General features: G+C 60.8%; 13 protein-coding genes. 7 read left to right on the top strand and 6 right to left on the bottom strand.

Annotated elements, in window-relative coordinates; translation table 11 throughout:
• Positions 1 to 73 precede the first annotated feature (73 nt).
• Positions 74 to 1642 carry a SulP family inorganic anion transporter gene (locus PSH88_RS00125; protein ID WP_305483440.1) on the top strand — a complete coding sequence of 523 codons (1569 nt, stop codon included), beginning with the start codon at positions 74 to 76 and terminating at the stop codon, positions 1640 to 1642.
• Positions 1643 to 1706: 64 nt separating this feature from the next.
• On the opposite strand, the gene aroE is transcribed toward PSH88_RS00125, so the two are convergent.
• Together aroE and hemF are read right to left on the bottom strand one after the other, a co-directional pair.
• Complete coding sequence (gene aroE, locus PSH88_RS00120) at positions 1707 to 2528, bottom strand: shikimate dehydrogenase (protein WP_305424406.1); 822 nt, start codon at positions 2526 to 2528, stop codon at positions 1707 to 1709.
• A 13-nt stretch (positions 2529 to 2541) separates the two neighbouring features.
• Positions 2542 to 3456 carry an oxygen-dependent coproporphyrinogen oxidase gene (gene hemF / locus PSH88_RS00115; protein ID WP_007902928.1) on the bottom strand — a complete coding sequence of 305 codons (915 nt, stop codon included), beginning with the start codon at positions 3454 to 3456 and terminating at the stop codon, positions 2542 to 2544.
• A 174-nt stretch (positions 3457 to 3630) separates the two neighbouring features.
• On the opposite strand from hemF, the gene PSH88_RS00110 reads away from it, so the two are divergent.
• Entirely contained in the window at positions 3631 to 4608 is a 978-nt protein-coding gene (locus tag PSH88_RS00110; protein ID WP_305424405.1) for an NADPH:quinone reductase, read from the top strand.
• Between the two features lie 109 nt (positions 4609 to 4717).
• Here the strand turns inward: PSH88_RS00110 and tsaC are convergent, their stop codons facing one another.
• From tsaC to PSH88_RS00095, 3 genes are all read right to left on the bottom strand, one after another.
• On the bottom strand, positions 4718 to 5275 hold the full coding sequence (gene tsaC, locus PSH88_RS00105; RefSeq protein ID WP_305424404.1) for an L-threonylcarbamoyladenylate synthase type 1 TsaC: 558 nt from the start codon (positions 5273 to 5275) through the stop codon (positions 4718 to 4720).
• Between the two features lie 54 nt (positions 5276 to 5329).
• On the bottom strand, positions 5330 to 6436 hold the full coding sequence (gene dprA, locus PSH88_RS00100) for a DNA-processing protein DprA (RefSeq protein WP_305424403.1): 1107 nt from the start codon (positions 6434 to 6436) through the stop codon (positions 5330 to 5332).
• Between the two features lie 80 nt (positions 6437 to 6516).
• Positions 6517 to 7542, bottom strand: coding sequence for a LysM peptidoglycan-binding domain-containing protein (locus tag PSH88_RS00095; RefSeq protein WP_305424402.1), 1026 nt, complete (start codon positions 7540 to 7542; stop codon positions 6517 to 6519).
• 169 nt (positions 7543 to 7711) lie between these two features.
• On the opposite strand from PSH88_RS00095, the gene def reads away from it, so the two are divergent.
• From def to PSH88_RS00070, 5 genes are all read left to right on the top strand, one after another.
• A complete protein-coding gene (gene def / locus PSH88_RS00090; protein ID WP_008007919.1) occupies positions 7712 to 8218 on the top strand; it encodes a peptide deformylase in 507 nt (168 codons plus the stop codon).
• Positions 8219 to 8288: 70 nt separating this feature from the next.
• On the top strand, positions 8289 to 9248 hold the full coding sequence (gene fmt / locus PSH88_RS00085; protein ID WP_305424401.1) for a methionyl-tRNA formyltransferase: 960 nt from the start codon (positions 8289 to 8291) through the stop codon (positions 9246 to 9248).
• Complete coding sequence (gene rsmB, locus PSH88_RS00080) at positions 9245 to 10555, top strand: 16S rRNA (cytosine(967)-C(5))-methyltransferase RsmB (RefSeq protein WP_305424400.1); 1311 nt, start codon at positions 9245 to 9247, stop codon at positions 10553 to 10555. Before fmt ends, rsmB begins: the two co-directional genes overlap by 4 nt.
• Positions 10556 to 10577: 22 nt before the next feature.
• Positions 10578 to 11951, top strand: coding sequence for a Trk system potassium transporter TrkA (gene trkA / locus PSH88_RS00075; RefSeq protein ID WP_008007913.1), 1374 nt, complete (start codon positions 10578 to 10580; stop codon positions 11949 to 11951).
• A 131-nt stretch (positions 11952 to 12082) separates the two neighbouring features.
• On the top strand, positions 12083 to 12394 hold the full coding sequence (locus PSH88_RS00070; protein WP_305424399.1) for a tetratricopeptide repeat protein: 312 nt from the start codon (positions 12083 to 12085) through the stop codon (positions 12392 to 12394).
• Between the two features lie 129 nt (positions 12395 to 12523).
• On the opposite strand, the gene PSH88_RS00065 is transcribed toward PSH88_RS00070, so the two are convergent.
• Positions 12524 to 13411: a lysophospholipid acyltransferase gene (locus tag PSH88_RS00065; protein WP_008007909.1), complete on the bottom strand. Its 888-nt coding sequence runs from the start codon at positions 13409 to 13411 to the stop codon at positions 12524 to 12526.
• Positions 13412 to 13422: the final 11 nt, after the last annotated feature.

Below are 13422 nucleotides of genomic sequence, written 5' to 3'. Positions count from 1 at the left end.
GGGAGCAAGCTCCCTCGCCACAATGATCGTTTTACCCTGTTACCCTTGTGCAAAACCCCGCCCGAGAGGACCCATGGCCTTCCCCAGCCGCCATTCACTCTTTCCTTTCCTGACCTGGTTGCCCCGGCAAACCCGCGCCAGCGTCGGTCGTGACCTGATTGTCGGCCTGAGTGGCGCGATTCTCGCGTTGCCACAATCCATTGCCTACGCCCTGATCGCCGGTCTCCCACCGGAATATGGCTTGTATGCCGCGATCATCCCAGTGCTGATCGCCTGCCTGTGGGGTTCGTCGTGGCATTTGATTTGCGGCCCTACGGCGGCCATTTCCATCGTCCTTTACGCCAGCGTCAGTCCTCTGGCCGTCCCCGCGTCGCAGGACTACGTCACGCTGATCCTGCTTCTGACACTCCTCGCGGGCATTTTCCAGTGGTTGCTGGGTTTGCTGCGTTTCGGCGCCTTGGTGAATTTCGTCTCTCACTCGGTGGTGCTGGGCTTCACCCTCGGCGCGGCGGTGGTGATTGCCATTGGGCAGCTGCCGAACCTGCTGGGGCTGGAGGTGCCCAACCAGGCCACGGCGCTGAACAGCCTGGTGCTGCTGTTCAGTCATCTCAGTGAAGTGGACAAACCCTCGCTGGTACTGGGCTTGGCCACGGTGGTGGTGGGCGTCGTGCTGAAACTGCTGGTGCCACGCTGGCCGACGCTATTGATCGCTCTGGCCTTGAGCGGATTGCTGGTGTGGCTGTGGCCAGCGATGTTCGGTCATGTGAAGTTAGTCAGCGCCTTTGTCGGACGGCTGCCGCCCTTCAGCCCGCTGCCGCTGGATCTGGACCTGGTGTTGCGCCTGCTGCCTAGCGCGGTAGCGGTCGGCATGCTCGGGTTGGTGACGAGCCTGTCGATTGCCCGCTCTTTGTCAGCGCGTTCGCAGCAATTGCTCGATGCCAATCAAGAAGTCCGCGCCCAGGGTTTTTCGAACATGGTCGGTGCGTTTTTTTCCGGCTCGTTGTCAGCCGGTTCCTTCACCCGCTCGGCCCTGAGCTATGACGCCGGTGCCTGTTCACCGTTGGCGGGGGTTTTTTCAGCGGTGTGGGTGGCGCTGTTCGCTATCTTCGGTGCGGTATTGATCGCGCATATTCCGATCCCGGCCATGGCCGGCAGCATTTTGTTGATCGCCTGGGGATTGGTGGACCATCGCGGCCTTCGCGCCTTGTTGCGGGTCAGCCGTGCCGAGTTTCTGGTCATGGCGCTGACCTGTGTCGCGACGCTGTTGCTGGAGTTGCAAACGGCGATCTACGCCGGAGTGCTGGCCTCGCTGTTCTTCTACCTCAAACGCACCTCGCAACCTCGGGTGCAGCATTGGCGAGAGGGCGACGAAGACATTCTGCGAGTCGGTGGTTCGATTTTTTTTGGCGCCAGCCATTACCTGCAAGTGCGTTTGCAGCGAATGCACGGCGCACGGGTAGTGATCGAGGCGCAGCAGATCAACTTCATCGACTATTCAGGCGTGGAAATGCTGCACCAGGAAGCGCGACGGTTACTGCGCCAGGATCGCAGCCTGACCCTGCGGCGGGCGCGACCACAGGTGGTGGAGGAGTTGAGGAAGCTCGAAGGCGCGGAGAAATGCCCGATTCGCTTTGAAGATTGAAACACCGACGTTGAGGCAACGGCATAACCTGTGGCGAGGGAGCTTGCTCCCTCGCCACAAAGAACTACATCGCCAGTTGCCGGCGGAGTTCGGCCAGCACTGGCGCTGTGTCCGGACGCACACCACGCCACAGATAGAAGGCTTCCGCCGCCTGCTCGGCCAACATTCCCAAGCCATCCATCGCCACCGCCGCGCCGTGCTCGCTGGCCCAACGGCAGAACGAGGTCGGCTCCTTGCCGTACATCATGTCGTAGCAAACCGTCTTGCCCGGTTCGATCAAACTGCCGGCAATCGGCGGTACATCGCCTGACAGACTGGCAGACGTAGCGTTGATGATCAGGTCCACCGGTTCGCGCAACCAATCGAAACCGCTGGCCGACACAGGCCCCAAATCCGCGAACAACTCCGCCAGTAATTCGGCTTTTTCCACCGTGCGGTTGGCGATGATCACCGACGCCGGTTGCTCCGCCAGCAGCGGCTCCAGCGCACCGCGCACCGCACCGCCGGCCCCGAGCAGCAGGATGCGTTTGCCCGCAAGACTAAATCCGGCGTTGACCGTCAGGTCCCGTACCAGCCCGGCGCCATCGGTGTTGTCGCCCAGCAAACTGCCATCAGCCAGTTTGCTCAGGGTATTCACCGCGCCGGCCCGCTGCGCTCGCTTGGTCAAGCTGTTCGCCAAACGATAGGCATCTTCCTTGAACGGCACCGTCACATTCGCCCCACGCCCTTCGCGGAAAAATGCCTGGGCACAGCCGGAAAAATCATCGAGGGGCGCCAGCAAGGTGCTGTAGTCCAGTTTCTGCCCGGTCTGTTCGGCGAACAAACGGTGGATCAGCGGCGACTTACTGTGGCCAATCGGGTTACCGAATACGACGTAACGGTCCATCAGGATTCCTCGTTCAGGCCTTGGCCAACCAATCGCGGTCTTGCAGGAAGTACTCGGTCAGGCGCGCTTCTTCACTGCCCGGCTCGGCTTTCCAGTCGTAGGCCCAGCGCACTTGTGGCGGCAGCGACATCAGGATCGATTCGGTACGCCCACCCGATTGCAGGCCGAACAACGTACCGCGGTCATAGACCAGGTTGAACTCGACATAACGGCCACGGCGAAATTCCTGGAATTCACGCTGTTTGGCGGTGAACGCATCGTTCTTGCGGCGCTGCACGATTGGCAGGTAAGCGTCGATAAAAGCATCACCGATGGCACGCATGAAGGCGAAGCTGGTGTCGAAGTCCCACTCGTTCAAGTCATCGAAAAACAGGCCGCCGATGCCACGCGGCTCGTGGCGATGCTTGATGTGGAAGTAACTGTCACACCAGGCCTTGTAGCGCGGGTAGACGTCCGGGCCGAACGGCGCGCAGGCCTGTTCGGCAACGCGGTGCCAGTGCACGCAGTCTTCTTCATTACCGTAATAAGGGGTCAGGTCGAAGCCGCCACCGAACCACCAGACCGGCTCTTCACCTTCTTTTTCAGCGATGAAAAAGCGCACGTTGGCGTGGGACGTCGGTACATGGGGGTTGTGCGGGTGAATCACCAGAGACACGCCCAAGGCTTCGAAGCCTCGTCCGGCCAGTTCTGGCCGATGAGCGCTGGCGGAGGGTGGGAGACCGCTGCCAAAGACGTGGGAAAAGTTGACGCCGCCCTTTTCGATGACCGCGCCGTTTTCGATCACCCGGGTGCGACCGCCACCGCCGGCAGGCCGGGTCCAGGCGTCTTCGACGAAACGCGCGCCGCCGTCTTCAGCTTCCAGGGCAGCGCAAATGCGGTCTTGCAGGTCGAGCAGGTAGGCTTTTACGGCCTCGGTGCGGGTAGTCATGGCATCACCTTGAATCGGGCAAAGCTACGCGGCGCTCATACAGGCCGGTGGCAAATTGCTGCGTAGGATAACACTGCACCTTGTGCCGTCGCAGTTGACGAAGGTCAAGCTTTAAGAGTCCGATAGGGCGCTTGGCGCTACAACTCTAGAAGCTAATACTTAAGGAAAGTGCAGATGGCAAAGCGTATCCAGTTCCGCGCCCATGGCGGCCCCGAAGTACTCGAACATGTCGATTACCAGCCCGCCGAACCCGGCCCGCTGCAGGTGCGCGTGACCAACAAGGCCATCGGCCTGAACTTCATTGACACCTATTACCGCGGTGGCCTTTATGCGCCACCTGCCTTGCCGTCGGGCCTGGGGGCTGAAGGCGCGGGCGTGGTCGAAGCCGTCGGAAGCGAAGTCACCCGCTTCAAGATCGGCGATCGCGTGGCGTACGGCAGTGGCCCATTGGGCGCTTATAGCGACGTTCATGTCTTGCCGGAAGCCAATCTGGTACATCTGCCGGATGCCATCAGCTTCGAGCAAGCCGCCGGCGTGATGCTCAAAGGCCTGACTGTGCAGTACTTGCTGCGTCAGACGTACGAACTCAAGGGTGGCGAAACCATTCTGTTCCACGCAGCAGCCGGCGGCGTCGGTTCGCTGGCCTGCCAATGGGCCAAGGCCTTGGACGTGAAGCTGATCGGCACAGTCAGCTCACCAGAGAAAGCCGCACTGGCGAAAGCCAATGGTGCCTGGGCGACCATCGATTACAGCCATGAAAACGTCGCACAACGCGTGCTGGAATTGACTGACGGTAAAAAAGTGCCGGTGGTGTACGACGGCGTAGGCAAAGATACCTGGCTAACATCGCTCGACAGCGTCGCGCCTCGGGGGCTGGTGGTGAGTTTCGGTAATGCTTCAGGCGCAGTGGACGGAGTGAATCTGGGAATTCTCGCGGGGAAGGGTTCGCTGTACGTGACCCGACCGACCCTGGCGACCTACGCCAACAACGCTGAAAACCTGCAAAGCATGGCCGATGAGCTATTCGAGATGATCATCAGCGGCAAGTTGAAGGTGGACATCAGTCAGCGCTATCCACTGGCTGAAGCGGCCAAAGCGCAGACCGAATTGTCGGCGCGGCGTACGACGGGCTCGACTGTTTTGTTGCCTTGAGGGCCTCTTCGCGGGCAAGCCTCGCTCCAGGATTTCGGTCGTTCACATTATTCGTATACGACTCGGATCTGTGGGAGCGAGGCTTGCCCGCGAAGAACGATGACGCGGTCTAATCCGGGCGCACAACGTGGCCGGTGGCCAGATCGCGAATCACGCTCGGATTCTTCCGCCCACCCAGATTGCCACCCAGCACCCAATCAACCTGCCCGCGGAAATACTGCTCCACGCGAAGCCGCGTCCGCGCCGCCGGCCGCCCCTGAGGGTTGGCCGAGGTTGACACCAACGGCCCGACCAACGCACACAAATCCCGCACCAGCGGGTGATCGCTAACCCGTAACGCCACCGTTTCATGCACACCGGTAATCCACTGGGGCAACAGATTCTGATGCGGCACCAGCCAGGTGTTGGGGCCGGGCCAGGTGCTGGCCATGCGGTCCATCCACAATTCAGGGAAGTCTTCGAAGAGGAAGTCAAACTGGCGAATATTGTCGGCCACCAGAATCAGACCTTTATCCACAGACCGTCCCTTGAGCATCAGCAGACGATCCACCGCCTCTTCGTTCCAGGGGTCGCAACCCAGGCCCCAGACAGCTTCGGTTGGATAGGCAATGACCGCCCCGGCGCGAACTTCTCGTGCGGCTTGTTGCACACGCCAACTGTTGACCATGAAAGACTCTCCGGAATAAGGCTCTGCGCAGTTTACCGATCTTCCTTATAAAACCTAGTTTACCCGCGCAAACCATCGACCGCTTTCGCAGACCGCACGGCCATCCATTTCCAGTTCCGTCAGCGCTGCCAGCACTTTTGGCAGCGCCCAGCCGCTGGTGATCGACAAGGCTTCGCTGGTATGGGGCGCCGCGTGGAGCAACATGAGCAGCGGATGAGTCTCTGTCGTCTGCGGCGTTTCTGTGGATAACGGCAGCCGTTGCCAACCGCGCAAGGCTTCGAGGATGTGCTCGATGGTTTCCACCAGCACCGCACCGTCGCGGATCAGCTGATGGCAACCCTTTGCCCCAGGGTGATGGATCGACCCTGGAATCGCATACACCTCACGCCCCTGTTCCGCCGCCAGTCTCGCGGTGATCAATGAACCACTGGCAACACTCGCCTCGACCACGAGCACGCCGAGGGACAAACCGCTGATGATTCGATTGCGCCGGGGGAAATTGCTGGGGGAAGGGCCGGCGTCCAGCGGGAACTCCGAAAGTACCGCGCTTCCCGAAGCGATCATGGCGTCCGCCAGTCGCCGATTGCGCTGTGGATAAAAATTTTCCAGCCCCGTGCCAAGTACCCCGACCGTTTGCCCGCCAACGTCCAGAGCTGCCTGATGCGCGGCGGCATCGATGCCCAGGGCCAGACCGCTGGTGATGACAAAACCGGCACCGGCCAGAGTGCGGGAAAACGCGGTGGCAGTGTCCATGCCCGGTCGCGAAGCACGACGGCTGCCGACCATCGCCAGCTGTGGTTTTTCCAGAATTCCCGGATCGCCCGCGACGAACAACAGCGGCGGCGCATCGCTGATTTGCGCCAGCAACACGGGGTAGTCAGGTTGGTCCCACATCAGTAAATGCTGGCCCTGGCGCCCTAGCCAGGCCAGTGCGTGGCTGGCGCCATCACGAATTTCACTGGAGCGCCGAGCCTCCGCGCAAGCAAGGGGCAAGCCCAACGCGCGCCAGGCGCTGGCCGGTGCGCTGATGGCTTTGGAGGCAGAGCCGAAGGCCTCAAGCAACTTCTTGAAACGCGCAGGGCCGAGTTCCGGCAAACGGTGCAGGCGTAAACGGGCTTCCAGTTCCGCAGGGGAAACGGACGTACAGGCAGACAGCGACATGGATCATCCTTGATCGTTATAGGGTCCCGTCGAATCGGGAATAAGCTGTGGATAACTCTGTTGGTAACTTGTGAGCAGGCTTAAGGATTTCGCACCTTGTCCATCACCGCCAGAGAGCGCGATGCGTTAAGGACAAGCCCGTAGCTGAGCTTGTCGTAGGTGCGGAAGACCATCAGCAAACCGGCCCGCTCGTCGGGAATTTTTAATGGCTGGCCAGTGATCCGGTCACGCACGGTTTCACCGGTTTTCATCACCGCCAGCACATTGCCTTCGGCCAGGCCATCGCGCTGCCCCTTGTTCAGCGTGACGACATCCAGCGCGCCGATCTGGGTGACCCCACGTGGCACATCAATGATCAAGCCGTTGATTTCGGTTGTCGGGGCACTGGGCATGAAGGTTGAATTGATCGAGCGTTCTTCGCCGCTGAACAGCCGGTCGCCGAGTCGCACTTCCTGAGTGGTGCGCTGCAGGGCCAGGGTGGCGACGTCGCCTTCAGTGGCAATGATCTCGCCGCCACCGATGTCGTCGGCGTTGATCCCCAGAAACTCCTTGCTCTGCGGATCGGTATAGACCTTGCCCTGACGGAAGATGCCGTACGCCGGTTGTGCCGGGTCGAAATGGCCACGGGCGAATATTCGATCACCGGTGCCGCTGAGCACCCGTTCGGCATCGCCGGCGACGATGTAGGGCGCCTTGTCGAAATCCTCGGCCTTGTCGACGATGCGATTGCTCAGCAGAAAGCTGTTGATCGATTTCAGCGGAATGCTCGGAATGGCATCGGCCACCGGCGAGCTGCGGATGCGTGGCGAAAGCTTGATGGTGCCCCGGGAAGCGCCGCGATTGAGGGTCAGGCGTGGCTGACCGTTGACGTAGACCAGCGACAGCGTATCGCCCGGATAAATGAGATTGGGGTTTTCGATCTGTGGATTGGCCTGCCAAAGTTGCGGCCATTCCCACGGTTCACGCAGGTATTTGGCGGAAATGTCCCAAAGTGTGTCCCCTGCCACCACGGTGTATTGCTGTGGAAAACCTTCCCTGAGTTGCACTTGCCCGTGCGCAAAACCGGCCGAGGCCAGAAGGAGCAAGGCGAGTAGTGATTTCCTCATGCGGTGAATCCCTTTATTATGTACGTTCGCGTGAAACGCCAGAGCCCTCGTGGCTCGCTTCCGGCTCATTTTTGAAAAGCCTGAAGCTACGTTCACAACGGTAGCCTGCATCCTCGGACTCGCCAGGCCATCGACCCGACTTTACCTCACACGTGCAGCAATTGAGCTTATGGCCATTTTAGACATCCTCGAATTCCCCGACTCGCGCCTGCGCACTATCGCCAAACCCGTGGCTGTAGTGGACGACGAAGTGCGTCAGTTGGTCGATGACATGTTTGAAACAATGTATGAAGCGCCAGGCATCGGCCTCGCCGCGACCCAGGTCAACGTGCACAAACGTATCGTCGTGATGGACCTCTCCGAAGACCGCAGCGAACCGCGGGTGTTCATCAACCCCGAGTTCGAAGTCCTGACCGACGAGGTGGACCAGTATCAGGAAGGCTGCCTTTCGGTGCCGGGTTTCTACGAAAACGTCGACCGCCCGCAAAAGGTCAAGATCAAGGCCCTGGACCGCGACGGCCAACCGTACGAACTGATCGCCGAAGGCCTGCTCGCGGTATGCATCCAGCATGAATGCGACCACCTGAATGGCAAATTGTTCGTTGATTACCTGTCCACGCTCAAACGCGACCGGATCAAGAAGAAACTGGAAAAGCTCCATCGCCAGAACGCTTGATGCCCTTCTTTCAAAGGCTTGCCGCGGCAAGCCTTTTTCTTTTCAAGACGCTTTGTAATTGAGAGCTTTCATGACTGAGCCACTGCGCATTGTCTTTGCCGGTACCCCGGAATTCGCCGCCGAACACCTCAAGGCCCTGCTCGACAGTCCTTACGAGGTCGTTGCGGTCTACACCCAACCGGACCGTCCGGCGGGCCGTGGGCAGAAGCTGATGCCGAGCCCGGTCAAGCAGTTGGCTCTGGAGCACAACATTCAGGTGTTGCAACCGCCGACCCTGCGCAACGAAGACGCTCAGGCTGAACTCGCCGCACTGAAACCGGATTTGTTGGTGGTGGTCGCCTACGGGCTGATCCTGCCGCAAGTGGTGCTGGATATTCCGCGTCTGGGCTGCATCAACAGTCACGCTTCCTTGCTGCCACGCTGGCGCGGTGCGGCACCGATCCAGCGCGCCGTCGAGGCGGGCGACAGCGAAAGTGGCGTGACCGTCATGCGCATGGAACTGGGCCTGGACACGGGGCCGATGCTGCTCAAGGTCACCACGCCGATCAGCGGTGAAGACACCGGCGGCAGCCTCCACGATCGCCTTGCAGAGATGGGCCCTCCGGCTGTGGTTCAGGCGATTGCCGGCCTCGCTGCTGGCACTCTGCAAGGCGAAGTGCAGGACGACAGCCTCGCCACTTATGCACACAAGTTGAACAAGGACGAAGCGCGCATCGACTGGAGCCGCCCGGCAGTGGAGCTGGAGCGTCTGGTTCGCGCCTTCAACCCATGGCCGATCACCCACAGCACGCTGAACGGCGAAGCGCTGAAAGTGTTGGCCGCAAGCCTGGCCGAAGGGCAGGGCGCGCCGGGTGAAATCCTCAGCGCCAGCAAGGACGGCTTGATCGTCGCCTGCGGTGAACAGGCGTTGTGTCTGACCCGTCTGCAATTACCCGGCGGCAAAGCACTGAACTTCAGCGACTTGTTCAACAGCCGTCGTGAGAAATTCGCCGTCGGCACCGTCCTCGGTCAAACGGCGGACGCTCAATGAATCCACGTCTGGCCGCCACCAAGGCTCTGGCTGCTGTTCTTAACGGAAAAGCCTCACTCAACAGTTCTCTGCCAACGCAAATGGACAAGGTCGAAGACCGCGATCGCGGCTTCACCCAGGACCTGGCGTTCGGCACGGCTCGCTGGCAGCCACGTTTGTCGGCGTTGGCGGCCAAGTTGCTGCAAAAGCCGTTCAAAGCGGCTGATGCCGATGTCGAGGCGCTGTTGCTGGTCGGCCTCTACCAACTGCTCTACACCCGGGTTCCGGCCCACGCGGCCATCGGCGAAACTGTCGGTTGCGCCGACAAACTGAAAAAGCCGTGGGCCAAAGCCTTGCTCAACGCCGTGCTGCGCCGCGCGCAACGGGAAAGCGAAGCACTGCTGGCCGAGCTGGAACACGACCCGGTGGTGCGCACTGCCCACCCGCGCTGGCTGCAAAAATCCCTCAAAGCCTTCTGGCCTGAGCAGTGGGAAGCCATTTGCGCGGCGAACAACGCTCACCCGCCGATGATTTTGCGGGTCAATCGTCGCCATCACACCCGCGATGCTTATCTCGGGTTGCTGAGTGAAGCGGGCATCGCGGCCACGCCGTGTGTTTACAGCCGGGACGGCATCATCCTCGACGCGGCGGCCGACGTGCGCTGCCTCCCGGGTTTCGCTGAAGGCTGGATCAGCGTGCAGGACGAAGCCGCGCAACTGGCTGCCGACTTGCTGGACCTGGCGCCAGGCCAACGGGTGCTGGACGCCTGCTGCGCACCGGGCGGCAAAACCTGCCACATCCTTGAGGCCGAGCCGGCACTCGCTGGCGTGGTGGCGGTGGATCTGGAAGCCAAGCGTCTGGTGCGGGTACGGGAAAACCTTGAACGCCTGGGCCTGAGCGCCGAACTGATCGCCGCCGACGGCCGCGACACCGCGACCTGGTGGGATGGCAAACCGTTCCAGCGCATCCTGCTGGATGCGCCGTGCTCGGCCACCGGTGTAATTCGTCGTCATCCGGACATCAAACTGACTCGCCAACCCGACGACATCGCCGCGCTGGCGGTGCTTCAGGGCGAGCTGCTGGATGCCATGTGGATAACGTTGGACGTGGGTGGCATTCTGCTTTACGCCACCTGCTCCACGCTGCCGACCGAAAACACCGAAGTCATCGAAGCGTTCCTCGCTCGCACACCGGGTGCTCGTGAACTCGACATCGCCAGTCAGGCCGGCATCAAGCAGCCCCATGGTCGCCAGTTACTGGCCCAGGAAAGCGGCCACGACGGGTTCTACTACGCCAAGCTGATCAAGATTGCCGCCGCGCGCGGTTAACCGGTTTTAAGGGAGTGACTGGATGAAAATCATCATCCTCGGCGCAGGGCAGGTCGGCGGTTCGCTGGCGGAACACCTGGCCAGCGAAGCCAACGACATCACCGTGGTCGACACCGATGGCGAACGCTTGCGTGACCTCGGCGATCGGCTGGACATCCGCACCGTACAGGGTCGCGGTTCGCTGCCGACCATACTGCGTCAGGCCGGTGCCGACGACGCCGACATGTTGGTTGCAGTGACCAACAGTGACGAAACCAACATGGTGGCCTGTCAGGTCGCTCACACTCTGTTCCACACACCGACCAAGATCGCCCGGGTCCGCGAAGCCGCGTACCTGACCCGCGCCGAACTGTTCGATAACGAAGCGATTCCGGTCGACGTGCTGATCAGTCCGGAGCAAGTCGTTACCAACTACATCAAGCGCCTGATCCAGCATCCGGGTGCGTTGCAGGTCATCGACTTCGCCGAAGGCAAAGCGCAACTGGTGGCAGTGAAAGCCTATTACGGCGGTCCGCTAGTGGGTCAGCAACTGCGCCAGCTGCGCGAACACATGCCGAATGTCGAAACCCGCGTTGCGGCGATTTTCCGTCGTGACCGACCGATCCTGCCGCAGGGCGATACGGTGATCGAAGCCGACGACGAAGTATTTTTCATCGCCGCCAAAGCGAATATTCGCGCGGTAATGAGTGAAATGCGCCGCCTCGATGAGAGCTACAAACGTATCGTCATCGCCGGCGGCGGACAAATTGGCGAGCGTTTGGCCGAAGCCATCGAAAGCCGTTATCAGGTGAAGATCATCGAGATGAACCCGGCCCGCTGCCGCCATCTCTCGGACACTCTCGACAGCACCGTGGTGTTGCAGGGCAGTGCCTCCGACCGCGACTTGCTGATGGAAGAGAACATCGCCGACGCCGACATCTTCCTGGCGCTGACCAACGACGACGAAGCCAACATCATGTCTTCGTTGCTGGCCAAGCGCCTGGGCGCGAAGAAGGTGATGACGATCATCAACAACCCGGCCTACGTCGACCTGATCCAGGGCGGCGACATCGACATCGCCATCAGCCCGCAACTGGCGACCATCGGCACGTTGCTGGCCCACGTGCGGCGCGGCGATATCGTCAGCGTGCACTCATTGCGTCGAGGTGCGGCGGAAGCCATTGAGGCCATCGCCCACGGTGATGCGAAGTCGAGCAAAGTGATCGGCAAGGCCATCGAAAACATCGGCCTGCCGCCGGGAACCACCATCGGCGCGATCATCCGCGACGAAGAAGTGATCATCGCCCACGACGACACAGTGATCGAAGCTGGCGACCATGTGATTCTGTTCCTTGTGGATAAAAAGCATATTCGGGATGTGGAAAAGTTGTTCCATGTGGGGTTGAGCTTCTTCTGATGATCGTTCCCACGCTCTGCGTGGGAATGCCTCAACGGACGCTCCGCGTTCGGCGTTGAATGGGACGCAGAGCGTCCCGGGCTGCATTCCCACGCAGAGCGTGGGAACGATCACTGACTGAGGAAACACCGATGATCGAATCCCTGGAAAAAATGCTCGCCAAGGGTGTGGATAACTCGCTGCTGCGCTTCGGCCTGGGCAAGGGTTATCTGGATCTGGGTGAAAATGCCAAAGCCGCGGAGCATTTCCAGCGCTGCGTCGAGTTCGATCCGAAGTATTCGGCAGCCTGGAAGCTATTGGGCAAGGCCCATCTGGCGCTCGCGGATTACGCGGCGGCGCGTCAGGCTTGGGAACAGGGTCTGGAAGCCGCCCGCGCCCATGGCGACAAGCAGGCGGAGAAGGAGATGACGGTGTTTCTGAAAAAACTCGAGCGTCAGATCTGACACAAAACCCTGTGGGAGCGGGCTTGCTCGCGAAAGCGGAGTGCCTGCGAAGATGATGTCGACTGACACACCGTCTTCGCGAGCAAGCCCGCACCCACAAGGGACCACGGCGTTAGATCATCCTGCGTCTCAATACCAGCGCTCTTCACCCGGCGGACGCTTCTTGAAGCGCTTCATGCTCCACATGTACTGGCTTGGATAAGCCCGCACGTAGCGCTCGACCACCTGGCTCATCGCTGCGCAGGAGGTTTCGGTATCGGTGCTGTACATGGCCTCCGGCGCGGCTTCGAGGATCACTTTGTAACCAGAACCGTCCGGCAGCCGCAGGGCATGCAGGAACACACCGACCGCTTTGCCCCCGGCCAGCATGTTCGGGACGAATTTGCTGGTCAGGGCCTGAGTGGCGAAGAACGGCACGAAGATCCCGGCGGATTCGGCCGGTTCCGGGTCAGCCGGAATGCCCACTGCACCACCTTTACGCACTTCCTTGATCACGCTGAGGATGCCTTCCTTGGTGGAAGCAGCTACTCGGTTACCCAATTGCACCCGCTGTTTGCGCAGTAACTCATCCACTGCCTTGAGCTTGGGCGGGCGGTAGAAAATGATCGGTTTGCACTGGTTGCAATAGAAGTGGTTCAACACTTCCCAGTTGCCCAGGTGGCTGGTGATGCCGACCACGCCTTTACCGGAGGCGAGGGCATCTTTAAGCACGTCGAGACCTTCCACTTCGCGCACCAGGTCAATGGAACGCTGAGCCGGCCAGATCCACGCGCAAGCGCTCTCGGTCAGGGACTTGCCAATGTCTTTCAGGCTCTGGCCCACCAGACGCTCGCGTTCGGCCGGATCCATTTGCGGAAAGCACTTGGCGAGGTTGATCCGCACCACGTCGCGGGAACGGTTGGGGGTTTTCCACATGATCCAGCCAATCGCCGAACCCACCGCCTGCACGGCCCGCCAAGGAAGCAGGGCAAACAGACGCAGAGCGCCTACCAGCAAGGCGCCTTTCAACTTATCCACAGGTCACTCCT

The organism is Pseudomonas wuhanensis (genome assembly GCF_030687395.1).
GTDB lineage: Bacteria > Pseudomonadota > Gammaproteobacteria > Pseudomonadales > Pseudomonadaceae > Aquipseudomonas > Aquipseudomonas wuhanensis.
The sequence above is the reverse complement of the archived record's forward strand: the minus strand, read 5'-3'. Positions and strand labels throughout refer to the sequence as shown.